The organism is Methylobacterium sp. 275MFSha3.1, assembly GCF_900108435.1.
In the GTDB taxonomy this organism is placed as follows: Bacteria; Pseudomonadota; Alphaproteobacteria; order Rhizobiales; family Beijerinckiaceae; genus Methylobacterium.
The window spans coordinates 1-15,957 of the sequence record NZ_FNWP01000028.1 but is presented as its reverse complement, the minus strand read 5'-3'; the positions used below and the strand labels follow the sequence as shown (position 1 = coordinate 15,957).

At 71.1% G+C, this 15,957-nt stretch carries 14 protein-coding genes; 9 read left to right on the top strand and 5 right to left on the bottom strand.

The genetic code is table 11. The features are described from left to right. Positions 1 to 50: 50 nt before the first annotated feature. The 3 genes from BLW78_RS25900 to cpaB are packed head-to-tail and all read right to left on the bottom strand — an operon-like array spanning position 51 to position 3,286. Positions 51 to 806: a CpaD family pilus assembly protein gene (locus BLW78_RS25900; protein ID WP_170855250.1), complete on the bottom strand. Its 756-nt coding sequence runs from the start codon at positions 804 to 806 to the stop codon at positions 51 to 53. Between the two features lie 30 nt (positions 807 to 836). Continuing rightward, complete coding sequence (locus BLW78_RS25895) at positions 837 to 2,465, bottom strand: type II and III secretion system protein family protein (RefSeq protein ID WP_020095648.1); 1,629 nt, start codon at positions 2,463 to 2,465, stop codon at positions 837 to 839. Between the two features lie 5 nt (positions 2,466 to 2,470). Next, positions 2,471 to 3,286: a Flp pilus assembly protein CpaB gene (gene cpaB, locus BLW78_RS25890; RefSeq protein ID WP_020095649.1), complete on the bottom strand. Its 816-nt coding sequence runs from the start codon at positions 3,284 to 3,286 to the stop codon at positions 2,471 to 2,473. A gap of 281 nt (positions 3,287 to 3,567) precedes the next feature. Here cpaB and BLW78_RS25885 point away from each other — a divergent pair, with 281 nt between their 5' ends. Beyond that, positions 3,568 to 4,773, top strand: coding sequence for an ABC transporter substrate-binding protein (locus BLW78_RS25885; RefSeq protein WP_170855253.1), 1,206 nt, complete (start codon positions 3,568 to 3,570; stop codon positions 4,771 to 4,773). A gap of 131 nt (positions 4,774 to 4,904) precedes the next feature. Here BLW78_RS25885 and BLW78_RS25880 read toward each other — a convergent pair whose 3' ends face one another. Both BLW78_RS25880 and BLW78_RS25875 read right to left on the bottom strand, forming a co-directional pair. Beyond that, entirely contained in the window at positions 4,905 to 6,068 is a 1,164-nt protein-coding gene (locus BLW78_RS25880) for an iron-containing alcohol dehydrogenase (protein WP_091682990.1), read from the bottom strand. An 87-nt stretch (positions 6,069 to 6,155) separates the two neighbouring features. Next, positions 6,156 to 7,064: a LysR family transcriptional regulator gene (locus BLW78_RS25875; RefSeq protein ID WP_244527060.1), complete on the bottom strand. Its 909-nt coding sequence runs from the start codon at positions 7,062 to 7,064 to the stop codon at positions 6,156 to 6,158. Positions 7,065 to 7,180: 116 nt separating this feature from the next. Here BLW78_RS25875 and BLW78_RS25870 point away from each other — a divergent pair, with 116 nt between their 5' ends. From BLW78_RS25870 to BLW78_RS25835, 8 genes are all read left to right on the top strand, one after another. Then, complete coding sequence (locus tag BLW78_RS25870; RefSeq protein WP_020095653.1) at positions 7,181 to 8,677, top strand: CoA-acylating methylmalonate-semialdehyde dehydrogenase; 1,497 nt, start codon at positions 7,181 to 7,183, stop codon at positions 8,675 to 8,677. Positions 8,678 to 8,833: 156 nt separating this feature from the next. Continuing rightward, complete coding sequence (locus BLW78_RS25865; RefSeq protein ID WP_091682987.1) at positions 8,834 to 9,979, top strand: isobutyryl-CoA dehydrogenase; 1,146 nt, start codon at positions 8,834 to 8,836, stop codon at positions 9,977 to 9,979. Beyond that, positions 9,976 to 11,037 carry an enoyl-CoA hydratase/isomerase family protein gene (locus BLW78_RS25860; protein ID WP_091682986.1) on the top strand — a complete coding sequence of 354 codons (1,062 nt, stop codon included), beginning with the start codon at positions 9,976 to 9,978 and terminating at the stop codon, positions 11,035 to 11,037. The genes BLW78_RS25865 and BLW78_RS25860 overlap by 4 nt, the downstream gene beginning before the upstream one ends. A gap of 185 nt (positions 11,038 to 11,222) precedes the next feature. Further along, the gene (gene mmsB, locus BLW78_RS25855; RefSeq protein ID WP_091682984.1) at positions 11,223 to 12,116 is read left to right on the top strand and encodes a 3-hydroxyisobutyrate dehydrogenase; all 894 of its coding nucleotides are present in this window, start codon (positions 11,223 to 11,225) and stop codon (positions 12,114 to 12,116) included. Further along, positions 12,113 to 12,892, top strand: coding sequence for an enoyl-CoA hydratase (locus BLW78_RS25850; RefSeq protein WP_020095657.1), 780 nt, complete (start codon positions 12,113 to 12,115; stop codon positions 12,890 to 12,892). Before mmsB ends, BLW78_RS25850 begins: the two co-directional genes overlap by 4 nt. Positions 12,893 to 12,906: 14 nt before the next feature. Next, complete coding sequence (locus BLW78_RS25845; protein WP_091682983.1) at positions 12,907 to 13,338, top strand: hypothetical protein; 432 nt, start codon at positions 12,907 to 12,909, stop codon at positions 13,336 to 13,338. Positions 13,339 to 13,383: 45 nt separating this feature from the next. After that, positions 13,384 to 15,117: an AMP-binding protein gene (locus tag BLW78_RS25840; protein WP_091682981.1), complete on the top strand. Its 1,734-nt coding sequence runs from the start codon at positions 13,384 to 13,386 to the stop codon at positions 15,115 to 15,117. A 356-nt stretch (positions 15,118 to 15,473) separates the two neighbouring features. After that, positions 15,474 to 15,957: transglutaminase-like cysteine peptidase (locus BLW78_RS25835; RefSeq protein ID WP_170855249.1), on the top strand; the 484-nt coding region annotated here is incomplete at its 3' end.

The window sequence follows — 15,957 nt, the reverse complement described above, 5'->3', positions numbered from 1 at the left end:
TGCGGCGTTGCGATCGGCGGCGGGGCTGCCCATCCCCGGCGCCGGCTGTCTCAGTTCGTGACCTGGGCCTTCACGGCGGTCTGACCATCTTGCCGCCATGTGGTTGACGGATCCTTGCCGTCCCGCAACTGGCCAATGTCCCGGACGCGCTTGACCGTGTCGATGCGGCCCTCGGGCCGGCCGCGCACGAGGTCGACCGGGTCGGCGACCTGCGCGGCGACGTTGGACTGCATGGCGCAGCCCAGGTTCCAGCTCGGCCGGTTGTTGTAGTCGGTCGCGAAATTGCCGGCCCCGAGGTCCTGAGGCCAGAGGCCGCAGGCGTCGGCCACCTTGGCCTGCATGCGCTGGAAGCTCAGCCGGATCGGCGCGGCGAGGGTCGGCGCCGCCACCGTGTAGCCGCTGACGGCGATCTCGCGGGCGTTGACGCCGTTCTGCGTGCCGAGCCGGCCGAGAACCGAGGCCGTCCGCTGCACGGCGGCGACCTGGTCGGGCGGGACGCCCTGGGGCACCTGCATCAGAAGGGTTCCGCGGCCGTAGCGCCGGTACTCCAGCATGAAGGCGTCGACATCGGTCGCCTGGCGCGGGTCCAGATGGCCCGTGCCGGTCGGGAACACGTCGAGGCTGCGGGGCCCGTCGGTCAGCACGATCGGGTGGCGCGCGCGGTAATCCGTGACGTCGATGCCGCCAGTCGTGACGGGATCGGTCTTGCAGGCCGCCGCGAGGGCGGAGAGAGCGCAGGCGGCGAGCACGCTCGCGGCGCGGCGCGGCAGTGCGGGCGGGTGACGTCCGGTCGTGGGTCCGGTCATGGGTCCGATCCTGGGAGGCGCGGCGGGGCGCTACTCGACGATGAAGCCGACGCGGCCGCGGTAGGTGCGGCCGAGCGGCGCCGCGGCGGCCGCGCCCGGCGGGGCGACCTTGCCGTAGATGCGGTTGATCTGGCCGAGCAGCACGGCTTGGCCGTCGCTGGAGTCGACGAAGTTGTCGTCGGGCCGGCTGACCTGCTTCGCCTCCATCGGCCGGGCGATGTAGGGCGTGCACATGATCATCAGCTCGGTCTCCTGGCGCTGGTAGTCGCGGGAGCGGAACAGCGCGCCGAGGATCGGGAGGTTGATCAGGCCGGGCAGGCCGGCGATCGCCTGCTTGTTGAACTGCTGGATCAGGCCGGCAGTCATCATCACACCGCCGGAGGGCAGCTCGACGGTGGTCTCGGAGCGGCGCACCCGGGTGCCCGGCACTGCGACCGAGGTGTTGCCGATCACATAGTTGAAGCTCTGCTGCGTATCGATCTCGGTCACGTCCGTGGCGACGCGGATCGAGATCCGGTTGTCGGCCAACACCGTCGGTGTGAACGACAGGGCGACGCCGTAGGGCTTGTATGTGATGCCGGGCGAGCAGACGCCGCCGACGGCGCAGGTTGCCGAGGCCGGCACCGCGAACTCGCCGCCGGCCAGGAACTTGGCGGCCTCGCCCGAGATGGCGGTCAGCGTTGGCTCCGCCAGGATGCGCGAGACGCCGGCCTGCTCGAACGCCTTCAGGGTCGCCTGGAGCGAGAAGCCGCCCCCCTGCACGGAGGCCTGGACCAGATTCCCGGTCGGCGTGTTCGTGTTGATCGGGAAGGGCAGGTTGTTGGTGATAACATTCGGGATGTACGCCGGGACCTGCGTGGCCGCCGCGGTGCCGCCGTTCACGAGCGTCTGCCCCAGGTTTCCGACCGGGTTCAGAGCCGACCAGTTGCCGGCCATGTTGATCCCGAACTGCTTCAGGACGTTGCGGGACACCTCCACCACGGTGACGCGGAGCATCACCTGGTCCTTGTTGCGGATCGTGAGGTTGTTGATCACCGCGCCCCGCGAGCCGGCGGCGACGCCGCCGCTGGCCGCGCCCGCCGCTCCCGCGGCCCCGGCGCCGCCAAGGCCGACGAAGGCGTTGGCGATGTCGATCGCCTGCTGCGCGTCCGCCGAGGAGTTGACCGCTCCCGACAGGAGCACCGAGGCGCCCGAGGAGCGCACGTCGAAGCGTCCGCCCGGGATGCTCTGGTTGAGCAGCTCGCGCAGGGTCCCGAGGTTCAGGTCCCGCGCCACCGTCACGTCGAGGGCGGCAATCTGGCGGCCCTCGGCATCCATGATGAAGATCGAGGTCGCGCCGTCCGCCATGCCGATCACGAAGACCTTGCGGGTCGAGCGGACCACGGCGTTGGCCACCGCGGGGTTGGCCACGAACACCTCCTTGGCGTCCCGCGGCAGGTCGACGATGACGGACCGGCCCGCGGTCAGCTCGACCCGCCGGGTCGAGCTCGCTTCCGCGGCTCCGACCGTGAGGATCGGCGCCGGGCCGAAGGTCTGGCGGTCCTGGGAAGAGGCCGGCCCGGTCAGGGCGACGAGCAGCGCGAGGGCGCCGGCCGAGCAACGGCGCGGGCCGCGGTCGGGGCGCCGCGTCGGGCGCGTGAGGGACAGCGAAGCGGTCATGGCGGTCACGGCGTCTGCTGCCGCGCGACGCCGAAGCGCACCACGGTCAGGGCGGGTTCGGGCATCTGCGCGGCGGACGCGTCGGCCAGCGGTACGGCTTCCGGCGGCAGCCCGGCATCGGCGAGGCTGCGCAGGGAGAGCGTCAGGGCGCCGACCTTCTGGGCGAGCGCCAGGGTCTCGGCCTGTGCGGGCGTCACGGCCAGCGTCGCGGTCTCGCCGGTGACGACGTTGGTGCCGTTCTTCTCTTGGACCAGCTGACCGATCGCCAGGACGCGGATGTCGGTGAGGATCGTCTGGGAGAGCTGCACGTCGCTGTTGTTGGCCCGCGAATTGGACTCGTCGCGGAAGGTGCGGATCACGTCGACACGGTCGTTCGGCAGGATGAAGCCGCCGGCCGAGTTGGTTCCGCGGCTGTCGGTGACGATGGCGACCGCGCGCATGCCGGGCGGCAGGATCGCCGCCATGAACCCGCTCTCCGGGCGCACCAGCTTCTGCGCGCGGATCGGCTCGCCCGTCAGGAAGCCCGAGCGCACGGACGCACCGACGGTCTCCTCGAGGGCCTTGGGGTTGATCTTGCGGGTCATGTAGCCGTTGGCCACGGCGCCGTCCGGCCAGGGCTGCCAGCGCAGGTCCGCGGCCCGGAGCACCTGGCCCATGGGCATGTCGATGGCGGCCACGAGCACGTCGGTCGTCGGCTGCGGCGGCGCCTCGGCCGTCGGCGGCGGTGGCGGCGGTGGCGGATCGCCGCCGCTCATCAGGAAGGCCGCCCCGGTGCCCGCCGCGAGGGCGATTCCGAGGACGGCGAAACGGGCTGGGTTCATCGCATCGCCACGCGCCGGAGACGGCCGGATTGCCGTCCATGACGGGAACCTGCGCGGGGATTCGTGTAATTATGGTTAAGGTATTATAACCTCTGCCGTTGTCGCCGGTCCGGAAACGGGTCGATCGGAACCGCGTCACAATCCGCGGAATCCTTCAGCTCCCCCCCGACCTCGGCCGTGGCGCGGCGCCGGGTCGTCCCCTATCGTGCCGCCGGAACCGCCTCAGAAGCGGGCACTCGGGTGAACCGGGGGGAGACATGATCAGGACAATCGGCGGCGCGGTGATGGCGGCCGCTCTCGCGGGGACCGCGCTCGGCTCCGCTCCGGCGGCCGCGCAGGGAAGCTTCTCGGACAACGCCATACGGATCGGCGTCCTCAACGACCAGTCCGGCCTCTACGCCGAGTACGGCGGCCAGGGCTCGGTCGAGGCCGCCCGGATGGCGGTGGAGGACATGGGCGGCAAGATCGGCAGCGTGCCGATCGAGATCCTTACGGCCGACCACCAGAACAAGCCCGACATCGCCTCGGCGATCGCCCGGCAATGGTACGACCGCGACAATGTCGACGCGATCATGGAGCTGACCACCTCCTCGGTGGCGCTGGCGGTCCAGGGCCTGTCCAAGGAGAAGAAGAAGATCACCATCACCACCGGGGCCGCGACCAGCGACCTCACCGGCAAGGCGTGCTCGCCCTACGGCTACCATTGGGCGTTCGACACGCGGGCGCTGGCGGTGGGCACCGGCGGCGCGCTGACCCGGGCGGGCGGCAACACGTGGTTCTTCCTCACCGCCGACTACGCCTTCGGCTCGGCGCTGGAGGCCGACACCAGCAAGGTCGTGCTCGCCAACGGCGGCAAGGTGCTGGGCAGCGTCCGGCACCCGCTCTCGAACCAGGACTTCTCGTCGTTCCTGCTCCAGGCGCAGGGCTCGAAGGCCAAGGTGATCGGGCTCGCCAATGCCGGCCTCGACACCTCGAACGCGATCAAGCAGGCGGCCGAGTACGGCATCGTCGAGGGCGGCCAGAAGCTCGCGGCGCTGCTGTTCACCCTCTCGGAGGTGCACGGGCTCGGCCTCAAGGTCGCCCAGGGCCTGACGCTCACCGAGGGCTGGTACTGGGACGCCAACGACGAGACCCGCGCCTTCGGCCAGCGCTACATGAAGCGCACCGGCCGGATGCCCAACATGATCCAGGCCGGCACCTACTCGGCGGTCCTGTCCTACCTGAAGGCCGTCAAGGCGGCCGGCACCGACGAGACCGACGCGGTCAACGCCAAGCTCAAGGAGCTGCCGGTGGACGACGTCTTCGCCCATGGCGGGATCGTGCAGCCGAACGGCCGCATGGTCCACGACATGTACCTGTTCGAGGTCAAGAAGCCGGCCGAGTCGAAGGGTCCGTGGGACCTCTACAAGCTGATCTCGACGATCCCCGGTAAGGAGGCCTTCGCCTCCCCGGCCGAGAGCGGCTGCCCGCTGACGGCGGCGAAGTAGGTCTCACCCCGTCATCGCGAGCGCAGCGCAGCGACCCGGGGCGGCGCGTCCCTGGATTGCTTCGCTCCGCTCGCACAGACGGCGGCGGGTCGAATGTCCCGTCTCAGGATGTGCTCTACTTCGAGAGGGTATCACCCCGCCCAGACGCGCCGGTACAGGGCCACGATCTCGTCGGCGCTGGGCTCCACCGGGTTGTTGGCGGGGGAGCCGGAGGCCAGCGCCTGGGCCGCCATGGTGGGCAGCAGCGCCTCCCAGCGGGCCGGGTCGATGCCGTATTCCCGCGGTCCCGGCACGTCGAGGTCGTCGTTCAGCGCCTCGAGCTCGGCCACCAGGGCCGACACCGCGGAGCGGTCGTCGGTGTCCGGGCCGGCGATCTTCATGGCGCGGGCGCAGGCGGCGTAGCGGTCGATCGCGGCCGGGGCCGAGAAGGCCGTGACCGCCGGCAGCAGCATCGCGTTCGAGAGCCCGTGGGCCACGTGGAAATGGGCGCCGATCGGCCGGCTCATGCCGTGGACGAGCGCCACGGAGGCGTTCGAGAAGGCGATGCCGGCCTGGGTCGCGCCGAGCATCATAGCCTCGCGGGCCGCCCGGTCGCCCGGATCGGTCCAGACCCGGCGCAGGTTCGGGGCGATCAACCGCATCGCCTGCAGCGCCAGCCCGTCCGAGAACAGGTTCGACTTGCGCGAGACGTAGGCCTCGATCGCGTGGGTCAGGGCGTCGATGCCGGTATCGGCGGTGAGCCGCTTCGGCTTGGTGAGCGTCAGCTCGTAATCGACCAGGGCCGCCACCGGCAGGTAGGCGAGGCCGATGCAGAGCATCTTCTCGTCCGAGGCCTCGTCGGTCACGATGGTGAAGCGGGTCGCCTCCGAGCCGGTGCCGGCGGTGGTCGGGATCGCCACGATCGGCAGGCCGGGCTCGTCCTGCTGGCGCGGCGCCTTGTAGTCGCGCATGTGGCCGCCGTGGCGGGCGAGCACCGCCACCGCCTTGGCGGTGTCCATGGGGCTGCCGCCGCCGAAGCCGACCACGCAGTCGAAATCGCCCGCTTGGAGGGCCGCCAGCGCCGCCTCCACGGACGCCACGGTCGGGTCCGGCACGGTCTCGGAGAAGATCGTGGCCTTCGCGCCCGCCTTGGTGAGGCGCTCGAGCAGCGTGTCGGTGCGGCCGCTGCCGGCGAGATAGGGATCGGTGACTACGAAGGGCCGCGACAGGCCGAGCTGGCCGAGCACCTCCGGCAGGAGCCGCGAGGCGCCGGCGCCGACGCGCATCAGCCGGGGCAGGGCGATCGAGGCGACCATACTCTTGCTTCTCCCACCCGGCGCCTCTGCTGGTGCGCCGGAACGACGATCTTAGGACCTGCGCCCGCCGGGCGAAACTGCCGGTGCTTACACTGCCGGCCCGGCGAAGAGCGCGGCGGCGGCCTCCACCTCGCCCGCGATGAAGCCCGCCACGGCGCGGATATGGGCGGCCTTCCGGTGATCCTCGTGGATGTGCATGTGGAACGAGCGGGTCAGGGACACCGCTCCGGGCAGCACCGGCACGAGCCCCGGATGGGCCGCCGCGATGAAGGCCGGCAGCACGCAGAGGCCTGCGCCGCCGAGCGTCGCGTGGACCTGGGCCAGGAGGTTCGTGGAGCGCAGACGCGCCGAGACCGGCGGGCCCAGGGCGCCGAGATAGTTCAGCTCGCGCGTGAACAGCATGTCCTCGATGTAGCCGACGAAGGCATGCCCCGAGAGATCTCCGACCTCCGCGATCGGCCCGGTCCCGGCGAGGTAGGCTTCGGCCGCGTAGACGAGCAGCCGGTAATCGGTCAGCCGGCGCGCCACCACCCGCGCCTGCTGCGGGCCGGACAGGCTGATGACGATGTCGGCCTCGCGCTTCGACAGGCTGAAGATCCGGGCGGTCGCCATGATCTCCACCTCCAGCCCCGGATGGCGCGCGGTGAGCCGGTGCATCCGGGGGGCCAGGAATACGCTGCCGAACCCGTCCGGCGCGCCGATCCGCACCGTGCCGGAGACCGCCTGGGCGGCCTCCGTGGCGGCGCTCGCCGACAGGAACGCGCTCTCCATGGCCTCGGCGACGCCGAGCAGGTTCGCGCCATCCTCGGTGAGCGCGTAGCCGAGGTTGCTGCGGTGGAACAGCCGGGCGCCGAGCCCTTCCTCCAGGGCGCGGATCCGGCGCCCGACGGTGGTGTGCTCGGTGCCGGTACGGGTCCCGGCGGCGCTCAGCGTTCCGGTCCGCGCCACGGCGAGGAAGAAGCGGAGGTCGTCCCAGTTGGGCCCCGTCCTGGCCATGATCGCACCCTCGCTGTGCATCGATGCACGACGGCTGTAAGCGCATCCGGCTTTATCGCTCAAGCGATCCTGATAGGGTGCGCCAAAATCGAACGCCACATCACAGGGAGGCGCGCATGCGCACGATCGGGCATTACATCGGCGGCCGGAACGTCGGCGGCGAGAGCGGGCGGTTCGCCGACGTGTTCCACCCCTCGACCGGCGAGGTGCAGGCCAAGGTCGCGCTCGCCAGCAAGGCCGAGATGCGCGCCGCGGTCGAGAACGCCGCAGCGGCCCAGCCGGCCTGGGCGGCGACCAATCCGCAGAAGCGCGCCCGCGTGATGATGCGCTTCCTCGAGCTCATCCGCGGCGAGAACGATTCGCTGGCCGAGCTGCTGGCCTCCGAGCACGGCAAGACCGTGCCGGACGCCAAGGGCGACATCCAGCGCGGCGTCGAGGTCGTGGAGTTCGCCTGCGGCATCCCGCACCTGCTCAAGGGCGAGTACACGGAAGGGGCGGGTCCCGGGATCGACGTCTACTCCCTGCGCCAGCCGCTGGGTGTCGTCGCCGGCATCACGCCGTTCAACTTCCCGGCCATGATCCCGCTGTGGAAATGCGCCCCGGCCATCGCCTGCGGCAACGCCTTCATCCTGAAGCCGTCCGAGCGCGACCCGAGCGTGCCGATCCGTATCGCCGAGATCTTCCTGGAGGCGGGCCTGCCGCCGGGCATCCTCAACGTCGTCAACGGCGACAAGGAGGCGGTCGACGCGATCCTCGACGACGAGGACATCAAGGCGGTGGGCTTCGTCGGCTCCTCGCACATCGCCGAGTACATCTACGTGCGCGCCGCCGAGACGGGGAAGCGCGCCCAGTGCTTCGGCGGCGCCAAGAACCACATGATCATCATGCCGGACGCCGATATGGGCCAGGCGGTCGACGCGCTGATCGGCGCCGGCTACGGCTCGGCCGGCGAGCGCTGCATGGCCATCTCGGTGGCGGTGCCGGTGGGCGAGCAGACCGCCGACCGCCTGATGGAGAAGCTGGTCCCGCGGGTCGAGTCGCTCAAGATCGGTCCCTCGCACGACGGCTCGGCCGATTACGGCCCGCTCGTCACCCGGGAGGCCGTTCAGAAGGTCGCGAGCTACATCGACAAGGGCGTCGCCGAGGGCGCGCAACTCGCCGTCGACGGCCGCGGCTTCAAGCTCCAGGGCTACGAGAACGGCTTCTACATGGGCGGCTCGCTGTTCGACCGCGTGACGCCCGACATGACGATCTACAAGGAAGAGATCTTCGGCCCGGTGCTCTCGGTGGTGCGGGCCAAGGATTACGAGGAGGCTTTGGCGCTGCCCTCGACCCACCAGTACGGCAACGGCGTCGCGATTTTCACCCAGGACGGCGACGCGGCCCGCGACTTCACCGCCCGGGTGAACGTCGGCATGGTCGGCGTGAACGTGCCGATCCCGGTCCCGATCGCCTACCACACCTTCGGCGGCTGGAAGCGCTCGGGCTTCGGCGACCTGAACCAGCACGGGCCGGACTCGATCCGCTTCTACACCAAGACCAAGACCGTGACGCAGCGCTGGCCGAGCGGCATCAAGAGCGGGGCGGAATTCTCCATCCCGACGATGCGGTAGCGCCGCTTTTTCTCTCCTCCCCCTTGTGGGGAGGAGCCGGAGGTGGGGGTGGTGCAGAAGGCACCGGCACGCTCGAGCCTGAACCACCCCCATCCCTGAACCCTCCCCGCAAGGGAGAGGGGGAAAACGCCCGTTTGGACCTTTGGAGCCACGCCCATGAGTTTCGGGCTCGACGAGGACCGGACCGCGATCCGCGAGATGGCCCTCGGCTTCGCGGCCGAGCACATCGCGCCGCACGCCCTCGACTGGGACCGCGACAAGACCTTCCCGGTCGAGACCCTGCGGGAAGCGGCCGCCCTCGGCATGGCGGGCATCTACGTCCGCGAGGATGTCGGCGGTTCCGGCCTGTCGCGCCTCGACGCGACGCTGATCTTCGAGGCGCTCAGCACCGGCTGCCCGACCGTGGCGGCGTTCCTGTCGATCCACAACATGTGCGCCTGGATGATCGACGCCTACGGCGACGAGGATCAGCGCCGCCGCTGGCTGCCATCGCTCATGGGCATGGAGCGGATCGCCAGCTACTGCCTCACCGAGCCGGGCTCGGGCTCCGACGCCGCGGCGCTCCGCACCCGCGCCGAGCGGGACGGCGACCATTACGTGCTCTCCGGCGAGAAGCAGTTCATCTCGGGCGCCGGCGCCAGCGACCTCTACGTCTGCATGGTCCGCACCGGCGAGGCCGGCCCGGCGGGGATCTCCGCGATCGTGGTCGAGAAGGGCACGCCCGGCCTGTCCTTCGGGGCCGACGAGCGCAAGATGGGCTGGAACGCCCAGCCGACCCGCGCGGTGCGCTTCGACGGATGCCGCGTGCCGGTGGGCAACCGCCTCGGCGCCGAGGGCCAGGGCTTCAAGATCGCCATGAGCGGCCTCGACGGCGGCCGGCTGAACATCGCCGCCTGCTCGCTGGGCGGCGCGCAGGCGGCCCTCGACAAGGCGCTCGCCTACATGGGCGACCGCCGCGCCTTCGGGGCGAGGCTCACCGACTTCCAGGCGCTGCAGTTCCGGCTCGCCGACATGGCGACGAGCCTGGAGGTGTCGCGCACCTTCCTGCGGCACGCGGCCGCCGCGCTCGACGCCAAGGACCCGGCCGCGACCCAGCTCTGCGCGATGGCCAAGCGCCACGTCACCGACGCGGCCTTCGAGGTCGCCAACCAGGCGCTCCAGCTTCACGGCGGCTACGGCTACCTCGCCGAGTACGGCGTGGAGAAGATCGTCCGCGACCTGCGCGTGCACCAGATCCTCGAGGGGACCAACGAGATCATGCGGCTGATCATCGCCCGCGGGCTGACCGGGGGGCGCCGATGAGCGACGTGATCGTCGAGCGGGTCGGCGCCCTGGGCCGACTGCGGCTCAACCGGCCGAAGGCCCTCAATGCCCTGACCCACGGCATGGTCGGCGAGATCGACCGGGCGCTCGACCGGTTCTCGGCCGATCCGGGCATCGCCGCGGTGCTGCTCACCGGGGAGGGCGAGCGCGGCCTGTGCGCCGGCGGCGACCTGCGCTCCCTCTACAACAGCCCCGACACCGCCTTCGCCGAGACCTTCTGGCGGGACGAGTACAGGCTCGATGCGCGCATCGCGGCCTACGAGAAGCCCTTCGTGGCGGTCATGGACGGCATCACCATGGGCGGGGGTGTCGGGCTCGCGGGCCACGCCACGCACCGGATCGTCACCGAGCGTTCCCGCGTCGCCATGCCGGAGACCGGCATCGGCTACCTGCCGGATGTCGGCGGAACGTGGCTGCTGCCGCGCGCGCCCGGGGAACTCGGCACCTATCTCGGCCTGACCGGCGAGCCGGTCGGCGCCGCCGACGCGATCTTCTGCCGGCTGGCCGACGCCCTGGTGCCCTCCGCGGGTCTGCCTGACCTGATCGACGCCCTCGTGGCGCTCGACCCGGATGCCGGGCAGGCGGGCGTGCGGGACGCGATCGCACGGCTCGCCCGTGATCCGGAGCCGGCACCGCTCGCCGCGCACCGGGCGGTGATCGACCGCTGCTTCGCCTTCGACATGGTGGACGAGATCCTGTCGGCCCTGGCGGCGGACGGCTCGGACTTCGCCGCCGCGACCCGGGCGACGCTCCTGACCAAGGCGCCGTCGAGCCTCGTCCTGACGCTGTGCCTCCTGCGGCTCGGCCGCGGCGCGCCGAACCTGGAAGCCTGCCTGGAGCGCGAGTTCCACGCCTCGCTGGCGCTGCTGGCGGAGGGCGATTTCCGCGAAGGCATCCGCGCCGCGGTGATCGACAAGGACAAGAGCCCGCGCTGGAACCCACCGACCCTCGACGCGGTCGATCCGGCGCGGATCGCCCGCTGGCTGGAGAAGCGGGCGGAGCCGGTTTTTTCGGAATCGCGCACGGGGCCGGTGTGATGACGCGTCGCTCGTTCCCACCCACACCCTCATCCTGAGGTGCCGAAGCGTAGCGTAGGCCTCGAAGGAGGGCTCCAGAAGCCGCCGTGATTCCTGGAGCCCTCCTTCGAGACCCGCGTCCCGGTCACTTCAGGATGAGGACGCGGGTGGAAGACGCGAACGACAGCAATCAAGGGAGAAGCAGGATGGCGCAGACCATCGGGTTCATCGGTCTCGGCAACATGGGCGGGCCCATGGCGGCCAACCTCGTGAAGGCGGGCCACACCGTGCGCGGCTTCGACCTGGTGCCGGCCTCGCTGGAGGCGGCGCGCGCCGGAGGCGTCGCTGTCACCGGCTCGGCCCTGGAGGCGGCCCAAGGGGCGGACGCCGTCATCACCATGCTGCCCGCCGGGCGGCACGTGGTCGAGGTCTGGACGCAGCTCGCCGAGGCCCTGCCCGCTGGCACGCTCCTGATCGATTCCTCCACGGTCGACGTCGAGAGCGCCCGCAAGGCCCACGCCCTCGCCGAGGCGCAGGGCTGCCTGTCGGTGGACGCGCCGGTCTCCGGCGGCACCGGCGGCGCGAAGGCCGGGACGCTGACTTTCATGGCCGGCGGCGCCGCGGCCGCCTTCGCCAAGGCCGAGCCGCTGCTGAAGGTGATGGGCAAGAACGTGTTCCATTGCGGCGATGCCGGCGCCGGGCAGGCGGCCAAGATCTGCAACAACATGATCCTCGGCATCTCGATGATCGGCGTCAGCGAGGCCTTCGCGCTCGGCGAGAAGCTCGGCCTGTCGCACCAGGCGCTCTACGACGTGGCCTCGGTCTCCTCGGGTCAGTGCTGGTCACTGACCACCTACTGCCCGGTGCCGGGCCCGGTGCCGACCTCGCCGGCCAACAACGGCTACAAGCCGGGCTTCGCCGCCGCGCTGATGCTCAAGGACCTCCGACTCGCCCAGGCCGCCGCCATCGCCGCGGGGGCGGCGACGCCGCTGGGCGCGGAGGCCGCGCAGATCTACGGCCTGTTCGAGGGCGCGGGCCACGGGGGAGAGGACTTTTCCGCGATCATCCGTATGCTCCGCGGGCAGGGAGGCGAGTCGTGAGCGACACGTACGAGACGATCCTGACGGAGACGCGCGGGCGCGTCCTGCTGATCACCCTCAACCGGCCGAAGGCCCTGAACGCCCTCAACGCGCAGCTCACCCGCGAGGTGATCCGGGCGGCGACCGAGGCGGATGCGGATCCGGGGATCGGCTGCATCGTCCTCACCGGCTCGGCGAAGGCCTTCGCGGCCGGCGCCGACATCAAGGAGATGCAGCACGCCACCTACGCGGAGATGTATTCCGGCGACCGGTTCGCCGACTGGGACCGGTTCGTCGCCGTGCGCAAGCCGATCATCGCCGCGGTGGCGGGCTACGCGCTCGGCGGTGGCTGCGAACTCGCCATGATGTGCGACATCATCCTGGCGGCCGACACGGCGCAGTTCGGCCAGCCCGAGATCAAGCTCGGCGTGATGCCGGGGATCGGCGGCAGCCAGCGGCTGACCCGCTTCGTCGGCAAGGCCAAGGCCATGGAGATGTGCCTGACCGGGCGGATGATGGACGCCGCCGAGGCCGAGCGTGCCGGCCTCGTCTCGCGCGTGATCGCGGCCGACCAGCTCCTCGACGAGGCACTGAAGGCGGCCGAGACCATCGCGTCGATGTCGCTGCCGATCGCGATGATGACCAAGGAGGCGGTCAACCGGTCCTACGAGACCACGCTGACCGAGGGCATCCGGTTCGAGCGGCGGGTGTTCCACGCCATGTTCGCCACCAAGGACCAGAAGGAGGGTATGGCCGCCTTCGTAGAGAAGCGGCCGCCCCGGTTCGAGAACACCTGAGCGGGGACCAGGCGATGGATGTGCTGGACCACGACGAAGTCCGGTTCGAGATGGCCTTCCCGCGCGCAATCGTCGCCCAGAAGGCGCGCGGGCGCGAGGAGACCATCAACGAGCACCTCGTGAAGCTGCTCGCCTTCGTGCCCCAACGGACGCGGTCGGTCTGGCGGAAAGAGCTGACGCGCCATTTCCGTTTCCTGGCGGCGCTGCGGGTCAAGCCCGGCGCCAGCCTGATCCCGCCCCGCGATTGGTGGGCATGGCTCTACGCGGATCCGTTCGAACACAACGAGGCCGGCTACACGGCCGGCCTGATCGCGCTGAACGCCGACGATTTCGCCCGCAACGACCGCAGTGTTGGGGCGATTGCCGGGCAGATCCGCGACTTCCACGCCGCCATGGTTCAGCGTCTCGCGCAGGGCGAGGCCGGTGAGGATCTGATCCCGGCCTGAAGACGCCGGGTCGGGATCGGTCAACGAGGACGAGGGGGAACGACCATGCCGAGCTTCCGGGAGGCCCGCGACCTTCTGCTGGCCCATCGCACCGACTACGCCGCCGCCGTCGCGGCCTTCGCGTGGCCGGACCCGGTGCCGTTCAACTGGGCGCTCGACTGGTTCGACGCCGTCCTCGCCGGCCCCGAGAGCCGCGACCGCGCCGCCCTGCGGATCGTCGAGGCTGGCAGCGGGGCCGAGCAGAGCCTCAGCTTCGGCGAGCTCGCGGCACGGTCCAATCAGGTGGCCAACCACCTGCGTCAGCTCGGCCTGAAGCGCGGTGACCACCTGCTCCTTCTGCTCGGCAACGTGCCGGCCCTGTGGGAGACCATGCTGGCCGCGATGAAGCTCGGCGCCGTGGTCATCCCGGCGACCACGCTGCTCACCGCCGACGAGCTCGCCGACCGCCTCGCCCGCGGCCGCCCGCGGGCGATCGTGGCCGGGCCGGAGCAGATCGCACGGTTCGCCGGCCTCGACACGGGCGGCGCCGTTCGCCTCGTCATCGGGGCTCCGACGGAGGGCTGGGCGGCCTACGACGACGCCTTCACGGCCTCGGACAGCTTCGCGCCGGACGCCCCGACCGCCGCCGACGACCCGCTGCTCCTCTACTTCACCTCCGGCACCACGGCGAAGCCGAAGCTGGTGCGCCACAGCCACCGCTCCTACCCGGTGGGCGCGCTCTCGACCATGTACTGGCTCGGGCTGCAGCCGGGGGACGTGCACTGCAACGTCTCCTCGCCGGGCTGGGCGAAGCACGCGTGGTCCTCGTTCTTCGCGCCCTGGAATGCCGGCGCGACGATCCTGGTGATCAACCAGGCGCCGTTCAACGCGGCCGCGCTGCTGGCGCAGCTGGAGCGCACCGGCGCCACCACGCTCTGCGCGCCGCCGACCGTCTGGCGGATGATCATCCAGGAGGACTTGTCCGGGAAGCGGCTCGCCCTGCGCGAGGTCTGCGCGGCGGGCGAGCCCCTGAATCCCGAGGTGATCGAGCGCGTGAAGAGCGCCTGGGGCCTCACGATCCGCGACGGCTACGGCCAGACCGAGACCACCGCGCTCATGGCCAACACGCCGGGGCAGCCGGTGGTGCCGGGCGCCCTGGGCCGGCCTCTCCCGGGCTACCGGGTGCGCGTCCTCGACCTCGACGGTCAGCCGGCCACCGAGGGCGAGGTCTGCCTCGAACTCGGGGCCCACCGGCCCGCCGGCCTGATGCAGGGCTACGACGACGGCCAGGGCAACCTGTCGGGCGCGGCCGGCGACCTCTACCACACCGGCGACGTCGCCTTCGTGGACGAGCAGGGCTGCTACACCTTCGTCGGCCGCGCCGACGACGTGTTCAAGTCGTCGGGCTACCGGATCAGCCCCTTCGAGCTGGAGAGCGTGCTGATCGAGCACCCGGCCGTGGCCGAGGCGGCGGTGGTGCCGGTGCCCGACCCGATGCGTCACACCATCCCGAAGGCCTACGTGTCCCTGGTGGCCGGAGCGAGCCCCGGACCCGAGACGGCGCTCGACATCTTCCGCTTCACCAACGCCCGGCTCGCGACCTTCAAGCGCCTGCGCGGGCTCGAATTCGTCACCGATCTGCCCAAGACGATCTCGGGCAAGATCCGGCGGGTGCAGCTGCGCCGCCTGGAGCACGAGGGCATCACCGAGGACCCGCACCGGGGCCGCGCCTACACGCAGGCGGACTTCCCGGAGCTGAAGGGCGAGGCCGAGCGCAAGCTCGACCAGACGGCGGGCTGAGCGTTTCCACCTTGTGATCGCGGGCGCAGCGAGGCGACACAGGGCAGCGCGACATCGGTCGGCCTAGCGCAGTCCTGGCGCGCCCCGCTGCGCCCGCGATGGCGGCGGCGCTCCTGAAGGCTCGGGTCCCCGGGTGACGAACCCTCAAGGTTTCCGGTTTCCGAAGCCGAAGCCGCCGATTTACAGGGGTTCTCAAGTCTCCCGTCGACGCTGTCGCGCGTGAGCGGGCCCGCGCCGGCGGATCGGTAAAATTGCGCGCATCCGCTTCAGCGCCGCGGAGGCTCTGCGGCGCAATCCTGTCCTCAACAACGGGGACGGGTTCGATGGGCGCGGCGCTTCTCAGGACGGTTCGGGGGATGCTGGTCGGAGCGGCGACGCTGCTCGGCCTCGCCGCTCCGGTTCAGGCGCAGACGCTGGCGAGCCTGCCCGCGGACGTGGGCGCCAAGATCCTGGGCGACGCCAAGCCGATCGCGGCGTGGGTGACGTTCTGTCAGAATTACGCGGCGGAGTGCGCGCTGGACCGGGGCGAGCCGGCCCGGATCAGCCTGACGCCGGCGACCTGGGCGACGATCGTGTCGGTGAACCGGCGGGTCAACAAGGCGATCGAGCCGATGACCGACCAGGACCACCTGCACGTGGCCGACCGCTGGGACCTGGCCGAGGACGGCATCGGCGACTGCGAGGACTTCCAGCTGCTCAAGCGCCACATGCTGGCCGAGGCCGGCCTGCCGCGGCGGGCGATGCGCATGACCGTGGTGATCGACGAGAAGGGCGAGGGCCACGCCGTGCTGACCCTGATCACCGACCGGGGCGACCTGGTGCTCGACAACAAGACCAGCG

What these genes read in the sequence shown, in the direction of transcription:
- BLW78_RS25900 (WP_170855250.1), bottom strand. Translation starts at nt 806, where the DNA reads ATGACCGGACCCACGACCGGACGTCACCCGCCCGCACTGCCGCGCCGC.
- BLW78_RS25895 (WP_020095648.1), bottom strand. Translation starts at nt 2,465, where the DNA reads ATGACCGCTTCGCTGTCCCTCACGCGCCCGACGCGGCGCCCCGACCGC.
- cpaB (WP_020095649.1), bottom strand. Translation starts at nt 3,286, where the DNA reads ATGAACCCAGCCCGTTTCGCCGTCCTCGGAATCGCCCTCGCGGCGGGC.
- BLW78_RS25880 (WP_091682990.1), bottom strand. Translation starts at nt 6,068, where the DNA reads ATGGTCGCCTCGATCGCCCTGCCCCGGCTGATGCGCGTCGGCGCCGGC.
- BLW78_RS25875 (WP_244527060.1), bottom strand. Translation starts at nt 7,064, where the DNA reads ATGGCCAGGACGGGGCCCAACTGGGACGACCTCCGCTTCTTCCTCGCC.
- BLW78_RS25870 (WP_020095653.1), top strand. Translation starts at nt 7,181, where the DNA reads ATGCGCACGATCGGGCATTACATCGGCGGCCGGAACGTCGGCGGCGAG.
- BLW78_RS25865 (WP_091682987.1), top strand. Translation starts at nt 8,834, where the DNA reads ATGAGTTTCGGGCTCGACGAGGACCGGACCGCGATCCGCGAGATGGCC.
- BLW78_RS25860 (WP_091682986.1), top strand. Translation starts at nt 9,976, where the DNA reads ATGAGCGACGTGATCGTCGAGCGGGTCGGCGCCCTGGGCCGACTGCGG.
- mmsB (WP_091682984.1), top strand. Translation starts at nt 11,223, where the DNA reads ATGGCGCAGACCATCGGGTTCATCGGTCTCGGCAACATGGGCGGGCCC.
- BLW78_RS25845 (WP_091682983.1), top strand. Translation starts at nt 12,907, where the DNA reads ATGGATGTGCTGGACCACGACGAAGTCCGGTTCGAGATGGCCTTCCCG.
- BLW78_RS25840 (WP_091682981.1), top strand. Translation starts at nt 13,384, where the DNA reads ATGCCGAGCTTCCGGGAGGCCCGCGACCTTCTGCTGGCCCATCGCACC.